The 22,241-nt window shown below is 72.7% G+C and carries 28 protein-coding genes; 9 read left to right on the forward strand and 19 right to left on the reverse strand.

The genetic code is table 11. From position 1 onward, the window contains the following. The first annotated feature begins 72 nt into the window (after positions 1-72). The 3 genes from ASD18_RS12990 to ASD18_RS13000 all read left to right on the forward strand — a co-directional run bounded on the left by ASD18_RS12990 (position 73) and on the right by ASD18_RS13000 (position 2,780). Entirely contained in the window at positions 73-663 is a 591-nt protein-coding gene (locus tag ASD18_RS12990; protein WP_056092511.1) for a carboxymuconolactone decarboxylase family protein, read from the forward strand. 63 nt (positions 664-726) lie between these two features. Further along, entirely contained in the window at positions 727-1,668 is a 942-nt protein-coding gene (locus ASD18_RS12995) for a phosphodiester glycosidase family protein (protein ID WP_056092514.1), read from the forward strand. Next, positions 1,668-2,780 (forward strand): bifunctional glycosyltransferase family 2/GtrA family protein, encoded by a 1,113-nt coding sequence (locus ASD18_RS13000; RefSeq protein ID WP_235522391.1) that lies wholly within the window; start codon positions 1,668-1,670, stop codon positions 2,778-2,780. The genes ASD18_RS12995 and ASD18_RS13000 overlap by 1 nt, the downstream gene beginning before the upstream one ends. Here ASD18_RS13000 and ASD18_RS13005 read toward each other — a convergent pair. From ASD18_RS13005 to ASD18_RS13040, 8 genes are all read right to left on the reverse strand, one after another. Then, on the reverse strand, positions 2,680-3,798 hold the full coding sequence (locus ASD18_RS13005; RefSeq protein WP_056092520.1) for a bifunctional 2-methylcitrate synthase/citrate synthase: 1,119 nt from the start codon (positions 3,796-3,798) through the stop codon (positions 2,680-2,682). The two genes, ASD18_RS13000 and ASD18_RS13005, sit on opposite strands and share 101 nt — an antisense overlap. 41 nt (positions 3,799-3,839) lie before the next feature. Next, positions 3,840-4,733, reverse strand: coding sequence for a methylisocitrate lyase (prpB, locus tag ASD18_RS13010; protein WP_056092523.1), 894 nt, complete (start codon positions 4,731-4,733; stop codon positions 3,840-3,842). Next, positions 4,733-6,259 carry an MmgE/PrpD family protein gene (locus ASD18_RS13015; RefSeq protein WP_056092526.1) on the reverse strand — a complete coding sequence of 509 codons (1,527 nt, stop codon included), beginning with the start codon at positions 6,257-6,259 and terminating at the stop codon, positions 4,733-4,735. Before ASD18_RS13015 ends, prpB begins: the two co-directional genes overlap by 1 nt. 100 nt (positions 6,260-6,359) lie before the next feature. After that, entirely contained in the window at positions 6,360-7,184 is an 825-nt protein-coding gene (locus ASD18_RS13020) for a DUF4239 domain-containing protein (protein ID WP_056092529.1), read from the reverse strand. Beyond that, a complete protein-coding gene (locus tag ASD18_RS13025) occupies positions 7,181-7,864 on the reverse strand; it encodes a hypothetical protein (RefSeq protein ID WP_056092532.1) in 684 nt (227 codons plus the stop codon). Before ASD18_RS13025 ends, ASD18_RS13020 begins: the two co-directional genes overlap by 4 nt. Before the next feature lie 68 nt (positions 7,865-7,932). Next, positions 7,933-8,310, reverse strand: a complete 378-nt coding sequence (locus ASD18_RS13030) for an SHOCT domain-containing protein (RefSeq protein WP_056092535.1) — start codon at positions 8,308-8,310, stop codon at positions 7,933-7,935. Positions 8,311-8,347: 37 nt separating this feature from the next. Further along, positions 8,348-8,650, reverse strand: coding sequence for an SHOCT domain-containing protein (locus ASD18_RS13035; RefSeq protein ID WP_056092538.1), 303 nt, complete (start codon positions 8,648-8,650; stop codon positions 8,348-8,350). A gap of 35 nt (positions 8,651-8,685) precedes the next feature. Continuing rightward, positions 8,686-9,132: a DUF6325 family protein gene (locus tag ASD18_RS13040; protein ID WP_056092541.1), complete on the reverse strand. Its 447-nt coding sequence runs from the start codon at positions 9,130-9,132 to the stop codon at positions 8,686-8,688. Positions 9,133-9,318: 186 nt separating this feature from the next. Between ASD18_RS13040 and ASD18_RS13045 the strand changes: the two genes are divergently transcribed. After that, positions 9,319-9,651, forward strand: coding sequence for a carboxymuconolactone decarboxylase family protein (locus tag ASD18_RS13045; protein WP_056092544.1), 333 nt, complete (start codon positions 9,319-9,321; stop codon positions 9,649-9,651). A 5-nt stretch (positions 9,652-9,656) separates the two neighbouring features. Here the strand turns inward: ASD18_RS13045 and ASD18_RS13050 are convergent, their stop codons facing one another. The 3 genes from ASD18_RS13050 to ASD18_RS13060 all read right to left on the reverse strand — a co-directional run bounded on the left by ASD18_RS13050 (position 9,657) and on the right by ASD18_RS13060 (position 13,145). Further along, entirely contained in the window at positions 9,657-11,900 is a 2,244-nt protein-coding gene (locus ASD18_RS13050; RefSeq protein WP_056092548.1) for a LuxR C-terminal-related transcriptional regulator, read from the reverse strand. 76 nt (positions 11,901-11,976) lie between these two features. After that, positions 11,977-12,696: a 5'-methylthioadenosine/adenosylhomocysteine nucleosidase gene (locus tag ASD18_RS13055; protein WP_056093590.1), complete on the reverse strand. Its 720-nt coding sequence runs from the start codon at positions 12,694-12,696 to the stop codon at positions 11,977-11,979. After that, the gene (locus ASD18_RS13060; protein ID WP_056093595.1) at positions 12,693-13,145 is read right to left on the reverse strand and encodes an S-ribosylhomocysteine lyase; all 453 of its coding nucleotides are present in this window, start codon (positions 13,143-13,145) and stop codon (positions 12,693-12,695) included. Before ASD18_RS13060 ends, ASD18_RS13055 begins: the two co-directional genes overlap by 4 nt. Before the next feature lie 97 nt (positions 13,146-13,242). On the opposite strand from ASD18_RS13060, the gene ASD18_RS13065 reads away from it, so the two are divergent. Continuing rightward, complete coding sequence (locus ASD18_RS13065) at positions 13,243-13,710, forward strand: NUDIX domain-containing protein (protein ID WP_056093598.1); 468 nt, start codon at positions 13,243-13,245, stop codon at positions 13,708-13,710. Position 13,711: 1 nt separating this feature from the next. Here ASD18_RS13065 and ASD18_RS13070 read toward each other — a convergent pair whose 3' ends face one another. From ASD18_RS13070 to ASD18_RS13080, 3 genes are read right to left on the reverse strand one after another with little or no spacing between them, the layout of a single operon-like run. After that, positions 13,712-14,746: an NAD(P)/FAD-dependent oxidoreductase gene (locus tag ASD18_RS13070; RefSeq protein ID WP_056092550.1), complete on the reverse strand. Its 1,035-nt coding sequence runs from the start codon at positions 14,744-14,746 to the stop codon at positions 13,712-13,714. Further along, complete coding sequence (locus tag ASD18_RS13075; RefSeq protein ID WP_056092553.1) at positions 14,743-15,267, reverse strand: isoprenylcysteine carboxyl methyltransferase family protein; 525 nt, start codon at positions 15,265-15,267, stop codon at positions 14,743-14,745. The genes ASD18_RS13070 and ASD18_RS13075 overlap by 4 nt, the downstream gene beginning before the upstream one ends. After that, positions 15,268-16,341 (reverse strand): type III polyketide synthase, encoded by a 1,074-nt coding sequence (locus tag ASD18_RS13080; RefSeq protein ID WP_056092556.1) that lies wholly within the window; start codon positions 16,339-16,341, stop codon positions 15,268-15,270. 72 nt (positions 16,342-16,413) lie between these two features. On the opposite strand from ASD18_RS13080, the gene ASD18_RS13085 reads away from it, so the two are divergent. Then, positions 16,414-17,259 (forward strand): UbiA family prenyltransferase, encoded by an 846-nt coding sequence (locus tag ASD18_RS13085; RefSeq protein ID WP_056092559.1) that lies wholly within the window; start codon positions 16,414-16,416, stop codon positions 17,257-17,259. 66 nt (positions 17,260-17,325) lie between these two features. Further along, positions 17,326-18,201, forward strand: coding sequence for an LLM class F420-dependent oxidoreductase (locus ASD18_RS13090; protein WP_056092564.1), 876 nt, complete (start codon positions 17,326-17,328; stop codon positions 18,199-18,201). Between the two features lie 5 nt (positions 18,202-18,206). Here the strand turns inward: ASD18_RS13090 and ASD18_RS13095 are convergent, their stop codons facing one another. The 4 genes from ASD18_RS13095 to ASD18_RS13110 all read right to left on the reverse strand — a co-directional run bounded on the left by ASD18_RS13095 (position 18,207) and on the right by ASD18_RS13110 (position 20,444). Next, positions 18,207-18,698, reverse strand: coding sequence for a VOC family protein (locus ASD18_RS13095; RefSeq protein ID WP_056092568.1), 492 nt, complete (start codon positions 18,696-18,698; stop codon positions 18,207-18,209). Between the two features lie 84 nt (positions 18,699-18,782). Then, on the reverse strand, positions 18,783-19,583 hold the full coding sequence (locus ASD18_RS13100) for a pentapeptide repeat-containing protein (protein WP_056092571.1): 801 nt from the start codon (positions 19,581-19,583) through the stop codon (positions 18,783-18,785). A gap of 25 nt (positions 19,584-19,608) precedes the next feature. After that, on the reverse strand, positions 19,609-19,896 hold the full coding sequence (locus ASD18_RS13105) for a transcriptional regulator (protein WP_056092573.1): 288 nt from the start codon (positions 19,894-19,896) through the stop codon (positions 19,609-19,611). Next, a complete protein-coding gene (locus tag ASD18_RS13110) occupies positions 19,896-20,444 on the reverse strand; it encodes a hypothetical protein (RefSeq protein ID WP_056092577.1) in 549 nt (182 codons plus the stop codon). Before ASD18_RS13110 ends, ASD18_RS13105 begins: the two co-directional genes overlap by 1 nt. A 148-nt stretch (positions 20,445-20,592) precedes the next feature. Between ASD18_RS13110 and ASD18_RS13115 the strand changes: the two genes are divergently transcribed. Continuing rightward, entirely contained in the window at positions 20,593-21,201 is a 609-nt protein-coding gene (locus tag ASD18_RS13115) for a ClpP family protease (RefSeq protein ID WP_056092580.1), read from the forward strand. Further along, positions 21,201-21,824: a ClpP family protease gene (locus ASD18_RS13120; RefSeq protein ID WP_056092586.1), complete on the forward strand. Its 624-nt coding sequence runs from the start codon at positions 21,201-21,203 to the stop codon at positions 21,822-21,824. Before ASD18_RS13115 ends, ASD18_RS13120 begins: the two co-directional genes overlap by 1 nt. Here ASD18_RS13120 and ASD18_RS13125 read toward each other — a convergent pair. Beyond that, positions 21,803-22,171, reverse strand: a complete 369-nt coding sequence (locus ASD18_RS13125) for a helix-turn-helix domain-containing protein (protein ID WP_056092589.1) — start codon at positions 22,169-22,171, stop codon at positions 21,803-21,805. The genes ASD18_RS13120 and ASD18_RS13125 overlap by 22 nt on opposite strands. Between the last annotated feature and the right edge of the window lie 70 nt (positions 22,172-22,241).

Consider the following 22,241-nt stretch of genomic DNA (forward strand, 5'->3'; position numbering starts at 1 on the left):
TTCATCCTGTCGGGCCGCGCCGCTGGGCGCGATGATCGGCACGGCACGCCCCACCCGCGAGGAGGACGACGCATGGCCTGGATCAGCGGCGCGACGACGGACGACGACCCCGCCGGCGAGGTGGCAGCGGCGTTCGAGAAGGACCGGGCGTCTCTCGGTCACGTCGCCAACTACACCCGCGTGCTCGCGCACCGGCCGGAGGTCCTGCGCGGGTGGCAGGGGCTGAACCGGGCGATCAAGGGGATGGACCCGCGGCGTTACGAGGTGGCGACGACCGCCGCAGCGCTGCGTCTGCGGTCGAGCTACTGCGCGCTGGCGCACGGTGACGTCCTCGCGTCGACGCACATGAGCCCCGACGCGGTCCAGGCGCTGGCGCGGGGCGGCGAGTCCGAGGAGCTGACGGAGGTGGACCGCGCTGTCGCGCGGCTGGCCGGCACGGTGGCGGCGGGCGCCGCCGACATGCGTCCGGAGGATCTCGACGAGCTGCGCACCCTCGGGTTCGCCGACGACGAGATCCTCGACGTGGTGCTGGCCGCCGCCGCGCGCTGTTTCTTCAGCACGGTGCTCGACGCGGTGGGTGCGCAGCCCGACGCGGCGTACCGGGAGCTGGACGCGCCGCTGCGGGAGGCGCTGACCGTGGGTCGGCCGATCGCCGAGGACTGACCGCACAGGAGGCGCACAGCGTCCGCACCGAGGAGCGACAGTCCCGCTCCCTAGACAAGGGGCATGAAGAAGCGCACCCCCCTTCGCCGCACCGTACTGGTCGGTGTCCTGACCCTCTCGCTGTCCGTCGTCGGCGCGGGCGCGTGGGCGCTCGACCGGTTCGTGATCGAGCACGTCGAGATCTCCGACGTGCAGGCGTACGAGGCCAGCCAGGGCACGACGGCGTCCGCGGGTTCGTCGTCCGCCGACGCCGTGCTCACGGACACCTCGTACGAGTCCTCGTCGTCCGCCGTCTCGGTCTCCACGGTGACCACGGGATCGGGCGACGACACCGTCACGTACTACGTCGCCGACGTGACGCTCACCGACGCGACGGCCCTGCGGTCGGCGTTCGCGCAGAACAGCTTCGGACTGAACATCACCGAGGACACCTCCGACATCGCCGCCGACAACGGCGCGGTGTTCGCCGTCAACGGCGACTACTACGGGTTCCGCGACACCGGGATCGTCATCCGCAACGGCGTGGTCTACCGCGACGAGGGCGCCCGCGAGGGCCTCGCCTTCTACACCGACGGGCACGTCGAGGTGTACGACGAGACCGCGACGACCGCTGACGAGCTGGTGGCCGCGGGCGTCTGGAACACCCTGTCGTTCGGGCCGGCGCTGCTCGAGGACGGGCAGGTGGTCGACGGGATCGAGGACGTCGAGGTCGACACCAACGTGGGCAACCACTCGATCCAGGGCGAGCAACCGCGCACGGCGATCGGGGTGATCGACGACAACCACCTGGTGTTCGTGGTGGTCGACGGGCGCAGTCCGGGCTACAGCGCCGGGGTGACGCTCACCGGGCTCGCCGAGATCATGCAGGACCTCGGGGCGAGCACCGCGTACAACATCGACGGCGGCGGCTCGTCGACGATGTACTTCGACGGGGCGCTCGTGAACAACCCGCTCGGCAAGGGCCAGGAGCGCGGCACCTCCGACATCCTGTACATCGCAGGCTGATGACGATGTACGTACTGATCCCGGCGTACGAGCCCGACGGCCGGCTGGTGTCCGTGGTGGCCGCCCTGCGCTGCGCCGACCTCGACGTCCTCGTGGTCGACGACGGCAGCGGACCCCGCTTCGCCGCGACCTTCGACGAGGTCCGCGCGCTGGGTGCGACGGTGCTGGCGGACACGACGAACCGAGGCAAGGGCCACGCCCTGAAGGCCGGGTTCGCCTGGCTGGCCGAGCACCGGCCGGGCAGCGACGTGGTGTGCGCCGACTGCGACGGCCAGCACCTGGTGCAGGACATCCTGCGGGTCGCGGACCGGGTGACCGCGTCCGACGGCGCCATGGTGCTCGGGGCGCGACGCTTCACCGGACACGTGCCGCTGCGCAGCCGGTGGGGCAACGCGGTCACCGGCGTGCTGGTCCGGACGGCGACCGGGCTGCCCGTGCACGACACCCAGACGGGCCTGCGCGGCTACCCGGCCTCGATGCTCGGGTGGCTCCGGACGGTGGACGGCGAGCGGTTCGAGTACGAGCTGGACCTGCTGCTGCGCGCGTCGCAGGACGGGATCGCGGTCGAGGAGGTCGAGATCGAGACGGTCTACCTGGACGAGAACGCGTCGTCGCACTTCCGGCCCGTCATCGACTCCGCCCGGGTGTACGCGCCGCTGCTGCGGTTCTCGCTGTCGTCGTTCGGGTCGTTCCTGGTCGACACGGTCACGCTGCTCGCCCTCTTCTCGGTCACGGGGGCCCTGCTGCCGTCCGTGGTCGCGGCACGCGTGCTGAGCTCGTCGGTCAACTTCGCGGCCAACCGTCGCCTCGTGTTCGCCGGCGGGCGCGCCAAGTCGCTGCGCGCCGCCGCCACCCAGTACGGCGTGCTCGCAGCCACGCTGCTCGCTGCGAACTTCGGCATCCTCACCGCCCTGACGGGCGTCGGCATCGCCCTGCTGCCGGCCAAGGTGCTCACCGAGGTGGCCCTGTTCGCGGCCAGCTACCAGCTGCAGCGCACCGTGGTGTTCGCGCCTACGGCACGTCCCGCCGCGCTGGTCCCACGTACCGGCTCAGCGGCCGGATCAGCGAGTTCGCGCTCAGCTGCTCCATCACGTGCGCCGTCCACCCCGTGACCCGGCTGGCGACGAACAACGGGGTGAACGTCGGGGTGTCGAAGCCCATGAGGTGGTACGCGGGTCCGGTGGGGTAGTCGAGGTTCGGCAGGATGTTCTTGCGCTCGGTCATCGCGGTCTCGAGCGCGGTGTACAGGTCCAGCAGGTCCGGGCGGTCGTAGTGCTCCACGAGGGTCACCAGCGACTCGTGCATCGTCGGCACGCGGGAGTCGCCGTGCTTGTAGACGCGGTGACCGAAGCCCATGATCTTGCGCTTGTGCGCGAGCGCGTCGTCCAGCCAGTCCGCGGCCCGGTCGGCCGTGCCGATCTCCGCGAACGTGGCCATCACCGCCTCGTTGGCGCCGCCGTGCAGCGGGCCCTTGAGGGCGCCGATCGCGCCGACGACCGCGGAGTGCAGGTCGGACAGGGTCGACGCGATGACCCGCGCGGTGAACGTGGACGCGTTGAAGGAGTGCTCGGCGTACAGGATCATCGACACCTCGAACGCGTGCACCACGACGGGGTCGGGCACCTCGCCGAACGTCATCCAGAGGAAGTTCTCCGCGAACCCGAGGTCGTCGCGCGGTGCGACCGGCTCCTGACCGCGGCGGCGGCGCTGGTCGAGCGCCACGATCCCGGGGATCTGGGCCAGGAGGTGCACGGACTTGGCCAGGTTGGCCTCGCGCGACGAGTCCTGCTCGGTCGCGTCGTGCGCACCGATCACGCTGACCGCCGTGCGGACGACGTCCATCGGGTGGCAGGTGGTCGGCAGCGCGAGCACGGCGTCGACCACCGTGTCGTCCAGCACCCGCTGCGACCGTCCGGTCGCCTGCAGGTCCGCCAGCTGGGCGGCGTCGGGCAGCTCGCCGTGCCACAGCAGGTAGGCGACCTCCTCGAACGAGCGCTGCGCGGCGAGCTGCTGGACGGGGTAGCCGCGGTACAGCAGCGAGTTGCTCTCGGCGTCGACCGAGGAGATCTCGGTGGTGTCGACGACCACGCCGGCGAGGCCCTTGTGGATCTGGGTGTCGGACTCGGTCATACGGTCTGCCTCCATCGTCGTTGACGGGACGTTCCTGCTGGTCAGAGCTTGAAGTTGAACACGTTCGCGTCGAAGGTGCCGTATGCCTCGTAGTCCAGGAGCTCGTACAGCTCGGCGCGCGTCTGCATGCGGTCCAGCAGGCCGGCCTGCGTGCCCTCCGCACGGATGGTGTCCAGGCCGGCCATCGCGGCGCCCATCGCCAGGCGCAGCAGGGTGACCGGGTAGATCACGAGGTTCATGCCGATGTCCTCGAGCTGGCGGGCCGTGAGCAGCTCGCCCTTGCCGAACTCCGTCATGTTGGCCAGCAGGGGCACGTCGACGGCGGCACGCACGGCGGCGAACTCGTCGGGTCCCGTCATCGCCTCGGGGAAGATCGCGTCCGCGCCCGCGTCGACCAGCGCCTTGGCCCGGTCCACCGTGGCTGCCAGGCCGTCGACCGCGCGGATGTCGGTGCGGGCGATGACCAGGAAGTTCGGGTCGCGGCGACCGTCGACGGCTGCGCGGATGCGCTTGAGCGCGGTGTCCTCGTCGACCACGGCCTTGCCGTCCAGGTGCCCGCAGCGCTTGGGATTCACCTGGTCCTCGATGTGGCAGCCGGCCAGGCCGGCGTCCTCGAGCCCCTGGATGGTGCGCGCGACGTTCATGGGCTCGCCGAAGCCGGTGTCCGCGTCGACGATCGACGGCAGCGCGGTCATCCGGGCGATCTGGCCGGCGCGCTGGGTGACCTCGGTGGCGGTCGTCAGGCCGATGTCCGGCAGGCCCAGGTCCGCGGACAGCACGGCGCCGGAGACGTAGACGCCGTCGAAGCCCTTGGCCTCGATGAGCCGCGCCGACAGCGGGTTGAACGCGCCGGGCAGCTGCAGGAGCCGGCCGGAGGCCAGACCCTCGCGCAGGGCGACGCGCTTGTCCGCCGGCGTGGTGGTCGCGTAGAGCATCAGAACAGTCCTTCCGGGGTGACGACCGACTCCAGCAGCCCGGCGGGCGCGACGACCGTCAGGCCGGCGAGCTCGTCGGCGCTCAGGGAGGCCAGCCGCTGGGCGACGTCGAGGAACCGCTCGATCTCGGCCTGGTCCAGGACGCCCGCGGCGAGCGAGCGGAACTTGGCCACGTACTGCTCACGGGCGAACGGCCGGGCGCCCAGCGGGTGGGCGTCGGCCACGGCGAGCTCCGCCACGACGACCTCGCCGCCGGTGGTCGTGATCTCGACGCGGCCGCCGAACGCCTTCTGCGCCGGGTCGTTCGAGTGGTACCGGGCGGTCCAGGCGGGGTCCTCGGTGGTGGTGACCTTCTGCCACAGCTCGACGGTGTCGGGTCGAGCGGCGCGATCGGGCGCGTAGGAGGCCACGTGGTCCCACACGCCGTCCTGCAGCGCGACCGTGAAGATGTAGGGGATCGAGTGGTCGAGAGTCTCGCGCGACGCCGTCGGGTCGTACTTCTGCGGGTCGTTGGCGCCGGAACCGATCACGTAGTGCGTGTGGTGCGACGTGTGGATGACGATCGACGCCACGTTGTGCGGGTTGGTCAGGTCCGGACGCTCGCGGTGCAGGCTGCGCGCCAGGTCGATGAGCGCCTGCGACTGGTACTCCGCCGAGTGCTCCTTGGTGTAGGTGTCGAGGATCGCCGTCTTGGGCTCACCGGGCGCCGGCAGCGGCACGTCGTACGCGGCGTCGGGACCGTCGAGCATCCAGGCGATCACCCCGTCCTCGCCCTCGTAGATGGGGGTCGGCGACGTCTCACCGCGCATCGCCCGGTCGACGGCCTCGATGGCGACCTTGCCCGCGAACGCCGGGGCGTAGGCCTTCCACGACGAGATCTCGCCCTTGCGCGACTGCCGCGTGGCCGTCGTCGTGTGCAGCGCCTGGCCGACCGCGTGGAAGATCACCTCGGGAGACAGCCCGAGCAGCGTGCCGAGACCGGCGGCGACCGACGGGCCCAGGTGAGCGACGTGGTCGATCTTGTGCTGGTGCAGGCTGATCGCGCGGACCAGGTCGACCTGGATCTCGTAGCCGGTGGCGATCGCCCGCACCAGGGCCGCGCCGTCGCGGCCGGTGTGCTGCGCGACGGCGACGATCGGCGGGATGTTGTCGCCCGGGTGGGAGTAGTCGGCCGCGAGGAACGTGTCGTGGTAGTCGAGCTCACGCACGGCGACGCCGTTGGCCCAGGCCGCCCACTCGGGGCTGACGCGGGTGGTGGGCGCGACGCCGGAGACGGTCGCGCCGTGCCTGGGCCCCGCGTACGGGTGCGCGAGCGCCTGCGCCCGGGCGGTGGACGGGGGGGTGCGCGTCAGCGACGCGACCGTGACGGCGGCGTTGTCGATGACCCGGTTGATGATCATGTCGACCACGGCGTCCGGGACCTCGACCGGGTCGGCGGCGACCTCGGCGATCTTCCACGCGAGCTGGTCGGTCCGGGCCAGCCGGTCAGCGCTGGGGTGGACGCGCACGGCGTGGGTCTGGGTCATCCGTTCCTGCCTCTCGGTGCGTCGGTCGTCCGGCGTCGCACGACCACGGACCGAGGGTAGTGCGCTCCGCCGGTGTCGCCCGTCCTGCGGGGATGGCGCGTCAGCCGGCCCGGCCGTCGGCGTCGCACGGCGGGTCGAGGTCGAGACCGATGGCGGCCCCCTGCGTCTCCATGAGCGCGAGGGTGCGCTCCATCGCGATCGGCTGCAGCTTGCCGACGCCGGGCCCGTGCGGATGGTCGAAGAAGCCGATGAGCAGCAGCAGGAGCGTGATGACGAGCGTCACGCTGCCCATCAGGACGGCCTGGGTGGGCGCCCGCTCCGCCGAGTCGGCGAAGAACAGCATGTAGACGAAGATCACGCCCGCGACGATGTACAGCACGATCCACAGCGGCAGCGGGATGAGGCCCTCCGCGCCGTGCACCCGCGACTGACGCGCCTGCTGCCGGTCGGCGGTCTCGTCGGCCCACCGGTCGTACGCCGACTGCTCGGCATTCGTCTGCGGGTCGACGTCGCGGAACGTCTGGAACATCGCGACGCCCCACGGGTTCACGGAGTCGCCGATCGTCCCGGCCACCATGGAGGGCCACTCCGTCCGGACCACCGTGCGGGCGTAGCAGACGAGCTCGCCGGTGAGCTCGTCGCGCACGTCCTGGGGCATCAGCTGCGCGGTCTGCAGCTGCTGGGCCACGAGCTCGGCCTCGAGCTGGGCTCCGGAGCGGGCCTCGTCGTAGGACTGGAACGCCAGGAAGATGATGAAGCCGAGCAGCACCGAGAACCCGGTGGCCAGGACGCCGAACACGCCCGACGCGCGGTCGCCGTCGCTGAACCAGCTGCCCTCGGGGGAGCGGCGTCGGACGAGCAGCATCGCGACCACGGTGAGTGCGGTGATCGCGAGGGCGAGCGCGCCCGACGCGAGAACGCTCATCCGAAGCGCACCGGGTAGGTGGCCAGCACGCCGATGGTCGCGAGGAGGAACACACCCGCGAGCACGATCATCGCCGTGCGGCTCCGGACCGAGCTGAGCTTGCCGCCGATCCCGCAGAAGAAGAGCACCGACGCGCACATGACCGTGGCGAGCACATAGTTGTCCTTCCGCTGGTTCGCCTCACGAGCGATCGTGGCAGACGCGTCGGCGGACGACTCGAGTCGCTGGGACTCCTGCGCGGCGGCGAGGACGTACTCGTCCATCGCGAACGGGCTCGGCGGCGCCTCGGGATCGGTCGCCGGGTCCTCGGCGAGCCAGGCGTGCAGGGCCGGTCGGAACTCGGGACGGAACCGCTCGTACAGGAACCCCGAGTACGTCGTCGGGTCCGGCACGTACGACGGCGGAAGGACCTGGCCCTGCTCCTCGTTCACCGCGGCCAGCCAGTCCGTGAACAGCGTGACGTCGATGATCGTCTGCTGCCCGGCCAGGGTGGCCGACCGGTTCGAGAGCGTGCGGCCCGCCGTCGCGGCGCTGTAGGAGGCCGTCGAGTAACCGCCCCACTTGCTGCTCTGGAACGCCGACCACGCGGTCGTCACGGTCGCGACGGCCAGCAGGATCGTCGCGACGAGCTCGAGATGCCGATGCCAGCCCGTGGGGTGGTCGTCCTGCGCGTCGTCCACGGCTCACCGTCCTCGTCGGCCCCCGGGCGGTCCCGGGTGGTCCCCTCCGACCACCCGGGCGCCCGAGGTCAGGCCAGTGCCCTGGCCTTGAGCGTGGCGAACTCCTGCTCGTTGATCGCCCCCTGGTCGAGCAGCGCCTTCGCGTCGCTGATCTGGCTGGCCGGCGACTTGCCCGCCACCCCCCGGATGTAGGTGTCGGTGTCCTCCTTGGCCTGGACCATCGCCGCCGTCTGCCGCTCGGCCATGCTCCGACCGCGGGAGACCACGTAGATGAACGCGGTGAGGAAGGGCAGGAACACGAGCGCGATCATCCAGACCGCCTTGAGCCACCCGCTGAGCTCCTTGTCGCGGAACAGGTCGCCGATGATCTGGAAGAGGATCACCAGGTAGGCGAAGAACAGGAACCACCAGACCATCAGCCAGAACCACTGCGCGAACGTGTCCACGGACGTCTCGTCTCTCTCGGTGTCGGAAACTCGGTGGTCAGTACCCGCCGAGGATGCGGGCCTTCTGGACCTCGAACTCGGCGTCGGTCAGGACTCCCGAGTCGCGCAGCGTGCCCAGCTGGGCGAGCTGCGCCAGCTTGTCGTCCATCGGCGGTGCCGCCGCTGCTGCCGGTGGCGGAGGCGGCGGCGGTGGTGCGGCGTAGGTGGGGGCCGGAGCCTCCTGTGGAGCCTCCTGGGCGGCCCAGCGGCCCGCCTGGCGTCGGGAGACGCGGTTGGAGACCGCCGTCGCGGTCCCCGCGATGGCGGCGGTGCGGGCGACCCCGCGGATGAGTCCTGGCATCGGTCTCGTCCTCTCGGTGTGCTGTCGATCGCCCGTCAGGCGACGGGTTCGGTGGCGTCGATGGCGGCGAGGAGCGCCTGCACGGGGATGCGACCGCTGGCGACCAGCTGGGCGCCGTTGCGGCGCAACGCGGTGGCGAACGGCGCTGCCCAGACGTTCTCGTAGACCAGCAGCGCGGCGGTCGTCCCGGGGTCCAGGGCGGCGCCGGCCTCCTCGAGGTCGTCGTCGCCCAGCAGACCGGAGGACGCCCCTTCGAAGAACGTCAGGTTGACGCCCCCCGGCACCTCGTCCAACGCGACCCCGGACACGCTGCCGTCCGCTGCCTTGCTCAGGAACGCGAGGTCCAGGACGCGGACCAGCCCGCGGCCCACCAGGTCGAGCAGGTGCTCGAACGCGGTCCCGTCCATGCTCGCGGTCGGGAGCTGGATCACCAGGTAGTCGATCGGACCGATCTCCTCGAGATCGGTGCTGTCCTCCGTCATCCTCCGCCGCCTCTCCTGCCCCCTCGGGGGGCGTCCTCGTCGTCGGTCCCCGCTGGGGACACCGCCACTGTCGGACGCGGCGGGCCCGCGAGTCGTCATGCAGAACGCATGAAGATCCCTTTCATCCCATCTACGTGATGCCGCCGACAGCCGCGGCATGGCTCCATGGGACGACGGAGGTGGACCGTGGACTACATCGAGCGACTGCGTCGGCTGGCACTCAACGACAGGCACCTCGAGGACGACGACCCCCTGGAGGCCCAGCCGCATGAGCTCGACGTCCGGACGCTGGCGCTCGCCCGGATCGCCGCCCTCGTCGCCACCGGTGGCGCGCAGCCCAGCTACGGGGCCGAGGCGGACGCCGCGGTGGGCGCCGGCGCGACCGCGGGGGAGATCGTCGACGTGGTGGCGGGGATCATCCCGATCGTCGGGCTGCCCTGCGTCGTCGCGGCGGCTCCCAAGCTCGCGCTCGCCCTGGGGTTCGACGTGATCGAGCCCTCGGACGGTGCGGGGGACTGACGGCGCTACGCCCCGAGGAGGCCGATCGCGGTCGCCCGCCGGACCGCCTCGCTCCGGGACGACACCCCGAGCTTGCGGTAGATCGAGCCGATCTCCGAGCTCGCCGTGTTCCGGGAGACGAAGAGCCGGTCGCCGATCTCGCGGATCGTCAGGTGCGTCTGCAGGTACGGCAGGAGCCGCAGCTCGGCCGGGGTGAGCGGGGAGACGCCCGGCGCACGCGAGGGGGCTGCCGACGAGAGCGCGGCGCGCAGGGCTCCCACCTCCTCGACCAGCGTGCCGAGCTCGGGTCGGCGGAGCAGCACGTCGTCGATCTCGTGCAGCAGGTGCTGCGCGGCCGGCTGGTCGCCCAGCCCCCAGCACACCCGGGCCAGCTCGAGGCGCGTGCGGACGGCGATGAAGGGGATCACGTAGGTGCACACGGGCCGGGCGCGCATCGCCCGGGTCAGCTGCCGCTGGGCCTCCTCCGCGTCGCCGAGGTGCAGGGCCAGCCGGGCGGCGGCGGCCAGCGCCAGGACGCACGTGGCGTAGTCCTGCATGCGATGGGTCTCGAGCACCCCCAGCCCCGGAGCCAGCAGGGTCGCCGCCTCGGTCCACCGTCCGTGGTCCATCTCCAGCAGGGCGAGCTCGGCGGCCGCGAACACGAGGGTGTCCGCATTGACGTTCCCGGTCGGGGACTCGATCGCCGACGCGAACAACGACCGGGCACGCTCGACGTCCCCGGCGAGCAGGGCGGCCTCGCCCGCCATGGCCTGGGCGTTGTCGCGCCAGACGCTCCACTCGGGCTCGAGGCGCAGCGCGAGCTCGGCGTCCTGCTCCATCTGCTGCGGTCCGTGCGCGCACATGAGCGCGCGGAGCATCGCGCGCGCGGAGTCGAACGAGGCGCTGCCGTCGGGGGGAACGTGCGGGAACGACGCGGCGTCGACGACGGCCGCCCAGCGCTGCGCCTGCTGCGTCTGCCCCGTGAACGCCGCCACGTAGCCGGCCATGAGCGCCAGCGGAGGGTAGGCCTCGGCCGCGGGGGCGCCCAGCTCGTCGATCCACCGCTGCACCGTGGCGATCTGCCCGGACTGGTAGGTGGGGTTCGCCAGGGTGGCCACCAGGATCGCGGTCCTGTCCCGCTCGTCGGTCGACAGCAGGTGCTCGACCGCGAGCGCGGGAGAGTCGTGGGCCTCGTACCAGTCCGCGGCGCGCAGCTGGAGCTTGCGCACGCCGTCGGGCTCGCACCGCTGGAGCTCGGAGAGCAGGAACTCGCGGAACAGCGCGTGGTACCGGAACCACTCCCGCCGGCGGTCGAGAGGGACGAGGAACACGTTCGTCGCCTCGAGCCGGCGCAGCTGCTCGTCGGCGCCGGGTTCGTCGAGCACCGCGTCGCACAGGGGTGCGCTCAGGTGCTCGAGCACGGCGGTGTGGAGCAGGAACTGCTGGGCGTCCGCCGTCAGCCGGCCGAAGGCCTCCCGCTGCAGGTAGTCGGCCACGTACCGGTCGTCACCGGTGATCGCGACCCCGTCGCCGCCACCGTCGCGGGCGATGAGCGACGCGAGGTAGACGCCGACGGGCCAGCCCTCGGTGCGCGCGGTGACCGCGATCGCCGCCTCGGGGGAGAGGTCGACGTCGGAGGCGGCGAACACCGTCCGGGTGCCGGCCGCGTCGAGCGCCAGGTGACGCGGCCCGATCTCGAACGTGTCGCCCAGGGCGCGCAGGCGCGGGATGTGCGGCTGCTCGTCACGGCTCGCCGCCACCAGCTGCGAGCCGGGTGGGACGCCGGCGATGACCACGCCCAGCGCGTCGTGGCACGCGGACGACCGGATCTCGTGGAGGTCGTCCAGCATGAGCACGAACGGGAGCGGGCTCGACCGCAGCGCGGAGGCGAGCCGAGGCGCCGAGCGGGCCAGGACGGAGGCCCGGGTACCGCCCATCTCGTCCTCGACGGCGGGGTCCACGAGACCGTGCCGCACGCACGCCGAGGTCAGCACGGTCAGCAGGCGGGCGGGGTCGTCGTCGAACCGGTCGAGCGACACCCACGCGACCGGGCGGTCCTCCAGCCGCAGCCACTCCGTGAGGAGGGTCGTCTTGCCGTAGCCCGCCGGGGCGGTGATGCCGACGACCCGCCTGCCCCGCGCTCGCGCCGACCCGACCAGTGCGCCACGACTCACCGTGCCGGCTCGATGAACCGGTACGGCCAGCTTGGCGTCCAGCAGCACCGCGCCGAGCGCGTTCCCCCTGTGGACGCCCGAGTGCTCGGGCCTCACCCGGTCAGACTAGGGCCCCGGGTGCGCGAGCGGACAAGACCGGGCAGATCCGGTGTGTCGGGCGCCCGGCGCAGCGTCAGCGGGAGTGGACCATGTCGCCGACGGCGAGGCGCCGCAGCACCTCGATGACGACGGTGGCCGAGCGGTCGGCGGCGTCGTCCACGTGCGTGAGGAAGTCGGCCCCCGCCACGGGACCGCACAGGTCCGAGATGCCGCGGACCGACAGGAACGGGACCCCGTACAGGTGGGCGGTGTGCGCCAGCGCGGCGGACTCCATGTCGGTGGCCATGGCCGACGGGAACGCCGTCCGGATGCGGTCGATGCGACTGGCGTCGATGAAGGCGTCGCCGGACAGGATCGTGCCGCTCAGGACGCGCAGGTCGACGGTCGCGGTCGCAGCGGCGTCGTGCAGGATCTGCTCCGCCTCGTAGACCTCGGGCATGCCCGGCACCTGCCCCAGCTCGTACCCGAACGCCCGCGCGTCGGCGCCGGAGTAGAGGTACTCGGACCCGACGACGACGTCGCCGACGCGCACGCCGTTGCCGACCCCGCCGGCGCTCCCCGCGCTGATCACCGCGCGCGGGTGGGTGCCCTGGATGGCCACGGCGGCCGCGGTCGCGGAGTTGACGAGCCCGATGCCGCACTGCACCAGCAGCACCTGGCGACCGGAGATCGTGAGCAGCCGGTGCTCGGCGTGGCCCATCGGGGTCGGGTCGCCGACGACGTCCGCCCGGTTCACGAAGGCCGCGGCCTCGTCGGCCATCGCCGTGACGATGACCGCGTCGACGGCGATCATGCGGTGACCGTGCTCCACTGCTCCCGCGCGCCCAGGAAGGTCCGCGCCGCGTCCTGCGCACCGGCGAGCGTGTGGTTGGCGCCCCAGCCGCACTGCACCTCGTTGGCTGCCGGTACCTCGGTGGCCGTCGTGATGTCGGTGAGCGTGTCCTGCACCAGGCCGAGCACGTCGTCGTACGCCCACTCGCCCTGCAGGATCAGGTAGAACCCGGTCTGGCAGCCCATCGGCGAGAAGTCGATGACCCGCTCGGAGTGGTTGCGCGAGTGCTCCGCGAACAGGTGCTCGAGCGAGTGGATCGTCGGCATCTCGAGGTGCGCGACGTTCGGCTGCGTGAAGCGGACGTCGTACTTCTGGATGACGTCACCGGCGGGCAGCTGCTTGGTGTCGGCCAGGCGCACGTAGGGCGCGACGACGGTCCGGTGGTCGAGGTTGAACGACTCGACGTTCATGCGGGGCTGGTTCACGGCACAGGTCCTTCGCGATCGGAGGCGTCCATTGTCCCCCGACCCGCGCGTGCCACCGAACCGGTCCTCGTACGATCGGCCGGTGCCGACCCCCGAGTACGTCCTGGCCCTGCGCTCCGCCGTCGGGCACCACCTGCTCTGGCTGCCGGGGGTGACGGCGGTCGTGCTGCGCGGCGACGAGGTGCTCCTGGTGAAGCGCTCGGACAACGGCGCGTGGACCCCCGTGACGGGCATCGTCGACCCCGGCGAGGAGCCGGCGGTGGCGGGGGCGCGCGAGGTGCTGGAGGAGGCGTCGGTCGTCGCCGTCCCGGAGCGGCTGGCCTCGGTGCACGCGCTGCCGCCGATGACCTACGAGAACGGCGACCACGCGCAGTACCTCGACCTCACGTTCCGGTTCCGGTACGTGTCGGGCGAACCGTTCCCGGAGGACGGCGAGAACACCGAGGCGGCCTGGTTCCCGCTCGACGCGCTCCCGCCCATGTCCGCCGAGATGCACCGGCGGATCGAGAGCGCACTGCCTCCGGACGGACCGGCGCTCTTCACCGCCTGACTCAGCGGGCGAGCCGCTCGACCACCGCGCCGTAGAGCCCCGGTGCCGCGGCGGCCAGGGGCACGATCCCGCGCCGCAGCGGCGACCTGGCCGCGGTGATCAGGCCGCTGGTGAGCAGCCGGTAGTCCCGGGTCGCGGCGGTCCACGCCTTCTCGTAGGCCGCGTTCGACCGGTGCACGTCGTCGTCGAGGGTGGCGACGGCGGCGCGGGCCTGCGCCAGCCCGACGCGGACGCCCTCGCCGGTGAGGGCGTCGACGTAGCCCGAGGCGTCGCCCACGAGCCGCACGCGCCCCGCGGTGCGGCGGCGGGTCTGCTGGTGCAGGGGACCGGCCCCGCGGGCGGGCCCGAGCGTCTGCGCGGCGCCGAGGTGGCGGCGCAGGGCACCGAACGTCTCCAGCGTGGCGTCGAAGTCGTGGCGGGCCGGTCCGAGGAGCGCCACCCCGACGACGTCGTCCGCCACCGGGGTCACGTACGCCTCGACGGTCCGACCCCAGTGCACCTCCACCCGGTCGGTCCACGGCTCCGCCTGGAAGTGCCGTCGGACGCCGAACCGTCGACCCGTCGCACGACGCTGGACCGCGAGGTCGACCTGGCGGCGGACGGTCGAGTGCAGGCCGTCGCAGGCGAGCAACCAGCGTCCGCGGATGCCCGCGCACCAGACGGAGGACTCGTCCTGCTCGACGGCGCCACCCCGACCGGCCACGACGACGGCACCGAGCTCGGCCGCGCGGCGGGCGAGGGCGGCGTGCAGGACGGTCCGCCGGACCCCGAGACCGGGTGCGATCGCGAACGGGTGGTCGGCGACGACCGAGCCGCGCAGGTACCGGATGCCGGTCAGCGTGTGGCCCTCGGGGTGCACGCCGAGGCGGGAGAGAGCCGCGACCGCGCCGGGCATGAGCCCCTCGCCGCAGGCCTTGTCCACGGGGGTGGCCCGCGGCTCCACGACGATGACCGACAGCCCCGCCAGGCGTGCTTCGATCGCGGCCGCGAGCCCGACCGGTCCGCCACCGATCACCAGCAGGTCGGCGTCGGTCATGCCGCGGCCGGGCTGACGGACCGCAGCGCGCGTTCCTCGGTGGGGATCCGGAAGCCGAGCAGCAGCACGGCGTTGAGCACGGTGAACGCGACCGCCGTGACCCAGGCGGTGTGCACCAGGGGGAGTGCGGCGCCCTCGACGGCGACGGCGACGTAGTTGGGATGGCTCAGCCACCGGTACGGCCCCCGCCTCACCAGGGCGATCCCGGGCACCACGATGACGCGGGTGCTCCACTGGTTGCCGAGCGTGGCGATGCACCACCAGCGCAGCGCGTTCGCGGCGACCACGAGGGCCAGTGCGGTCCAGCCCAGCGCGGGCAGGAACGGCCGGTCGGCCACGTGCACCTCGACCAGGCACGCGACCAGCAGCCCGGTGTGCAGGGCGACCATGGGCGGGTAGTGGCGCTTGCCCGTCTCGACGCCGCCGTGCGCGAACGCCCAGGTCACGTGCCTCTGCGAGACCACCAGCTCGGCCAGGCGCTCGAGCGCGACCACGACGATCAGCCAGTCGTACCAGATCACCTACGGCTCCTCGGGCCAGCGCAGCAGGACGGTCTCGGTGCTGACGCCCGGACCGATGGCGAACAGGACGCCCGCGGAGCCGGGGATCTGACCACCGGCGGCGAGCTCGTCGGCCAGCACGTGCAGGACGCCGGACGAGCTGAGGTTGCCCACCCGTGCCAGCGACCGCCAGCTCGCCGCGAACGCCTCGTCAGGCAGGCCCAGCGCGCGGGCAGCCGCCTGAAGGATGCGCGGTCCGCCGGTGTGCGCCACCCACGTGCCCACGTCGGCGACCTTGAGCTGGTGCGCCGCGAGGAGGTCGATGACGCCCGCGCCGAGGTGCTGCTCCACGAGGTCGGCCAGGCTCGCCGCCAGCACGATCCGGAACCCGCTGCCGCCGATGTCCCAGCCGAGCGCGTCGGTGCTGTCCGGGTACAGCGCGCTCCGGGCGTCCACGACGTCGACGCCCCCCTCGACCTGCGCGGCGCGGTCGCTGCCCACCATGACGACCGCCGAGGCGCCGTCCCCGAAGAGCCCGCTGGACACGATGTTCGCCATCGAGTCGTCGCCCTGCTGGAGCGTCAGCGAGCACAGCTCGACGGACACCAGGAGCGCCACGTCCTGCGGGTGGCCCTGCAGGTAGTCGCGGACGCGGGCGATCCCGGCGGCGCCCGCGACGCAGCCGAGCCCGAACACGGGGAGCCGCTTGACGTCCGGGCGCAGGCCGACCCGCTCGACCAGGAGCGCGTCGAGCGACGGCGTCGCGATGCCGGTGATCGAGGTGAAGAGCAGGAAGTCGACGTCGGCGGCGTCCAGACCGGCGGAGGCCAGCGCCTGCCGGCACGCCTCGGCGGCCAACGTGGTGCCCTCGCGCACGAACGCGTCGTTGGCTGCGGTGAACGTGGTGAGCCCGGCGTACTCGTCCAGGGGCAGGGCCAGGTGGCGCGTCTCGATGCCGGTGGCGGCGTGGATCCGCCCGATCGTGGCGCTCCGTCGCGGGTCTGACGAGAGCAGCGGGGCGATCGTGGCGGTGATCTCGCTCTGGGCGTGGACGTGCCGGGGGAGGACGGGGGCGATCGAGGCGATACGCACCATTCGGGCATCGTGCCATGCGGGCGCAAGTCCGCAAGGTCCCACGCGTGAGGTGCGACCTGCGACGATGACGCCGTGACCGAGGGCTCAGGGCATCCAGGCGCCCGTGATCTCGCGTTGGCGAGCCACCCGGGCCCGACAGTCGCGGTCAGCGTCTTCTCGGTCGCCATGGCCGCCGGCGCCGGTGCGCCCCCGCTGACCACCGCCCTCGTCGGCGCGGCGGTCCTCGCCGGGCAGCTGTCGGTGGGCTGGTCGAACGACTGGATCGACGCCGAGCGGGACGCGGCGGTCGGCCGCACCGACAAGCCCGTCGGCACCGGCCGCCTGCGCGTCTCGACCGTCCGGACCGCCGCGCTCGCGGCCGCCGCGGCCTGCGTCGTCCTCTCGCTCGCGCTCGGGTGGCGGGCGGGTCTGGTGCACCTGGCGACGGTCGCGTCCGCCTGGGCCTACAACGCACGCCTGAAGAGCACCGTGTGGTCCTGGGCGCCCTACGCGTTCTCGTTCGGGTTCCTGCCGCTGGCCATCGCGCTGGCCCTGCCCGGTGCACCGGTGGCCGCGTGGTGGGCGATGGCGGCGGGCGCCCTGCTCGGCATCGGTGCGCACGGTGCCAACGTGGTGCCGGACCTGCAGGACGACCGGGCCACCGGCGTGCGCGGGCTGCCGCACCTGGTGGGTGGCACGGCGACGAGCATCGGCACCGCGCTCGCGCTCGTCGGCGCGACGGTGCTGCTCGTCCTGGCGCCGCCGGGTCCACCGCGCGCGATCGCCGCCGGCGCGCTCGTCCTCGCGGTCGGGCTGACGTTCGCGGGCGCCGTGCTGGCGCTGAGCGGCGGGCGCAGCCGGCTGCCGTTCACGTTCGCGATCGCGGTCGCGGCGGTCGACGTGATCCTGCTGGTGCTCTCGGACTGGGTGGTCGGCTGACCCGCTTGACTTCGAGCGCACTCGAAGGGGCAGGGTGCACGTACACCCCCGGTCGAAGGAGCTTCCATGCGCGTCGGTGTCCACCTCATGCGGTTCGATTCGGTCGAGACGTCCGCCCTGCGTCAGGAGCTGGCCGACACCGCGTCGGCGGCCGAGGAGGCTGGGCTCGCCTGGGTCTCCGTCATGGACCACTACTTCCAGATGACGGCGGCCGGGTTCCCCGCAGAGGACCCGATGCTCGAGGCCTACACGACTCTCGGCTACCTGGCCGGTGTCACGTCGAACGTGCAGCTGGGCGTCCTGGTCACCGGCGTGACGTACCGGCACCCTGGGCTGCTGGCCAAGATCGTCGCCACCCTCGACGTGCTCAGCGGCGGGCGCGCGACGCTCGGCATCGGGGCCGCCTGGTACGAGGAGGAGCACCGCGGGCTCGGCGTGCCGTACCCGCCGCTGGCCGAGCGGTTCGAGCGGCTCGAGGAGACGCTCCAGATCAGCCGCCAGATGTGGGACCCGACGAACGACGGACCGTTCGACGGCAGGCACTACCAGCTGGCGCAGACCCTCTGCTCGCCCCAGCCCCTGACGCGTCCCGAGCTCCTCATCGGCGGTGGCGGTGAGCGCAAGACGCTGCGCCTGGTGGCCCAGTACGGCGACGCCTGCAACCTCTTCGCGACGACGCCCGAGCAGGTCGCCCACAAGCTCGACGTCCTGAACGGCCACTGCGAGGACGTCGGCCGCGACCCCGCCGAGATCCGGGTCACCCTGCTGCACGGCGGGGACACGCTCCTGACCGGCGACGTCGACACGTTCGTCGAGCAGATGACGCCGTACGCGAAGCTCGGCGTCGAGACCGTGATCCTGCGACCGCCGGCCACCAGCCTGTCGGCGTGGGTGCGGGACGCGGTCGCCCCGGCGGTGCCGGCGGTCGCGGACCTCGGCTGAGGGGCCTAGGCCGTCGCGACCTCGACCCCGTCCGCCGCCGCGCGCAGGGCGGCCACGTCGAGCTTGCTCATGGTGAGCATCGCGTTCAGGGCGCGGCCCGCACGTCCGGGGTCGGGGTCGCCCAGCAGCTCGGGCAGCACGGTCGGGATCACCTGCCAGGACAGGCCCCAGCGGTCCTTGAGCCAGCCGCAGGCCCCCGGCTCGCCGCCGTCCGCGGTCAGGGCGTCCCACACGCGGTCGCACTCCGCCTGGTCGGGCACGGACACCTGCATCGAGAACGCCTCGGTGAAGGAGTACGTCGGCCCACCGTTGAGCGCCTGGACCTCGAGGCCGTCGAGAACGAAGCTCACGGTGAACGCCGTCCCGGCCGGCTGCGGGGCGCCCTCGCCGTAGCGGGCGACCGAGACGATGCGGGAGTTCGGGAAGATCGACACGTAGTGCTCGGCGGCCTGCTCGGCCTGGTCGTCGAACCACAGGAACGGGCTGATGGACTGCATCTCAGTACCTCCGGTCGGGGGACGCGAGGCCGGGTGCCCGGCGTCCTTCGTGAGGTGGTCGGAGCCGCCCTCCGGTTCTCGACATCACCAGTGCGCGGGCGGCAGCAGGTCGCGGGGGAGCCGGGTCGCCGCGTCGCCCTGTGCCGACGCCACCTGCGGCGGGGTGACGAAGAGCGCGCCCGACAGGTCGGCGCCGCTCAGGTCGGCACCCCGCAGGTCCGCGCCGAGCAGGTCCGCCCGGCGCAGGTCGGCTCCGCTCAGCTCCGCGCCGAGCAGGGAGGCGCCACGCAGGTCCGCCCCGCGCAGGTCGGCGCCGCCGAGCCGGGCTCCGACGAGGTCCGCATCTCGGTGCGACGGTCCGGGTCGGTCGGCGCGGACCAGGGCGCTCGCCCGCTCCAGCAGCGGACCCACCTGACGGCGGCGTGCTGCGACGTCGACCTCCGCCAGCCGCGCAGGGTCGCCGTCGGCGTCCGCCGCGATCTCGTCGCGAGCGCGTGCCAGGTCCACGTGGACAGCCGCTGCCTCGGGGATCGCGATGGCCTCGGTGAGGTAGGTGAGCAGCTCGTGCAGGTGCCGGACCACCGGGAACACCGAGAACATCTCACGGGCCAGCTCAGGGTCCTCGCGCCAGCTGCGCCCTGCGAACGTTTCCTGCGTGACGTGCTGGCCGGCACCGAAGCACTCGTACGCGGTGCACCCGGCCATGCCGCGCTGACGCAGGGTGGCGTGGATGCCGCACCGGAAGTCCGAGGCGAGGTGCCGGCACGGAACGCCCGCGGGCTTGGCGAACGCGAAGTCCGCCGAGCGCGCGAACGGCAGCGCGACGCAGCACAGGCCGACGCAGCGGGCGCAGTCGGACCGCAGCTCGAGTCGCGTACCGGGCACTCGTCGAGGCTAGCGACCGCTCCCGTCAGTCGACCATGTCGATCAGCTGGCGCACGGCCGCGACGTGGTCACGCAGGGCCTGCCTGCCGACGTCGGTCAGCCCGACCCACGTGGTCCGACGTCCCGCGTGGACGCTCTTGCGACTGCGCAGGTAGCCGGCGTCGACCAGCGCGGAGACGTGCTTGGAGAGCACCGAGTCGCTGACCTGCAGAGCGGTCCGCAACGTCGTGAACTCGGCCTCCGACACCGCCGACAGCGTCGTGACGAGCTGCAGGCGGGTCGGCGGGTGGATCAGGGGATCGAGCCCGACCATCAGCCGAGCACCAGCAGGGCCGCGAACCCCACGCACGCGACCACGGCGAGCACGGCGAGCTGCCGCGGCGAGACGCCGTGCGAGTTCGCGGCAGGGTCGTGCCGGTACTCGCGCCACCAGTGGCGGGCACCGAGCGCGCAGCCGATTCCGCCGACCACCGACGCCGCCGCGACGAGCCACCACTGCGACTCGAACGCGGCCCAGATCCCCGCAGCGAGCGCGCCGAGGTAGACGAGCGAGGCGCTGGCTCCGGCGGCGAGCACGATCTGGCTGGCGAGGCCGTCGACCCTGACCCCGTTGACCCGGCTGAACCGGTGCAGCAGGAGCGCCGCCACGCCCAGGAAGACCGCCAGACCGGCCAGCACGACGGCGAGGCCCGCCACCGTCTGCGCGGCGATGCCGTAGGCGGCGGTGCCGAGCTGGACCGCGACCGCGGCGGCGATCACCACGAGGAAGCCCGTGGGCAGCCGGAGGCTCGTGGTCAGTCGTCGGCGAGCCTCGTCGGCGCCGGCCAGGGCGGTGCGCGGGTCCTGCGGGTCGGTGCTCAAGCTTTCCATGGTGGAAAGTATCGACTCTACTTTCCAGATTGGCAAGTAGGCGTCTGCCGTCGGCAGATCCGCCCACGGCAGACCGGGGGTCCGTGGCCGGGCACCGCGTGTGACGGTCGAGTGGTCAGCATCCGACGAGGAGGCCTCCATGAGCACCGCCCCACCCACCGTCCGCCCGTTCGACGACGACCTGTCCACCCGGCTGCTGCACCAGCGCATCGTCGTGCTGGGCCAGGAGGTGGACGACACCATCGCCAACCGCGTCTGCGCCCAGCTGCTCCTGCTGTCCGCCGAGGACCCGCGCCGGGACATCGCGCTCTACATCAACTCGCCGGGTGGCTCGGTCAGCGCGGCCCTCGCGATGTACGACACCATGCGGCTCATCCCGAACGACGTGTCGACGCTGGCGATGGGGCTGGCGGCGAGCGCGGCCCAGTTCCTGCTCAGTGCCGGGACACCGGGGAAGCGGTTCGCGCTGCAGCACGCGCGGGTGCTCATGCACCAGCCGTCGGGCGGGATCGGCGGCACCGCGATCGACATCGCGATCCAGGCCCAGAACATGGCGCACGTGAAGCGCACCATGCAGTCGCTCACCGCCGAGCACACGGGCCAGTCGGTCGAGACGATCGAGCGCGACGCCGACCGGGACCGCTGGTTCACGGCCGAGGAGGCGCTCGCGTACGGGTTCATCGACCGCGTGGTCGAGCATCTGGACGACGTGCGACCGGACGCGTCGATGCGACGGGCGGGACTGTGATGGCCGGCCAGTACACGATCCCCGTGGTGATCGAGCAGCGCCCGACCGGTGAGCGCGCGTCGGACGTCTACTCGCGGCTGCTCACCGACCGGATCATCTTCCTGGGCACCGAGATCGACGACGGCGTGGCCAACGTGGTGATCGCGCAGCTGCTCCACCTGCAGTCGGAGAGCCAGGACTCGCCCATCCACCTGTACATCAACTCGCCGGGCGGCTCGATCACCGCGCTGCTGGCCGTCTACGACACGATCCAGTACATCAAGCCGACCGTGGCCACCTTCTGCCTCGGTCAGGCGGCGTCGGCGGCAGCCGTGCTGCTGGCGGCGGGCACACCCGGCAACCGGCACGTCCTGGAGCACGCGCGGGTGCTGCTGCACCAGCCGTCGGGCGGGGGAGAGGGGACCGCGGCCGACCTGGAGATCCAGGCCCGGGAGATCGGCCGGCTGCGCGAGCAGGTGGACGAGATCCTGCACCGGCACACGGGCCAGCCCCTGGCCAAGCTCCGCACCGACACCGAGCGCGACCTGATCCTCACCGCGCAGCAGGCGGTCGACTACGGCCTGGCGGACCAGGTCGTGACGACCCTGAAGCAGGTGCCGGCTCAGGCCGCGAGCAGGACCTGAGCGCCGGTGGTGCGGGTCGGGAGCGTCGTGACCGTGGCGAGCTCCCGTCCCGCGGCCGGCGCGGTCAGGTCGACCACCACGCGGCCCTCGGTCAGAGCCAGCTGCGCGTGCGCGGTGCCCACCAGGTCGACGAGCCGCAGCCCGAGCGCCCGGCAGACCGCGGCCAGCACCTCCGAGGACGCCTCCTTGCGACCGCGCTCCACCTCGGACAGGTACGCGACCGACACTCGGGCGTCCTCGGCGACGTCACGCAGGGTGCGGCGCTGACGCTCGCGCTCCTCGCGCAGGATGGCGCCGACGAGCCGGCGGAGCAGGGGCTCGGCGCGGTGCTCGAGCTGAGCGGTCATCGCGTCCTCCGGGGGCGTCGGGGTGCTTCCGCCACGCTAGCCCGCGAACCTCGTCGGCCGGCGTCGCACC

The organism is Cellulomonas sp. Root137 (assembly GCF_001426725.1).
In the GTDB taxonomy this organism is placed as follows: Bacteria; Actinomycetota; Actinomycetes; order Actinomycetales; family Cellulomonadaceae; genus Cellulomonas.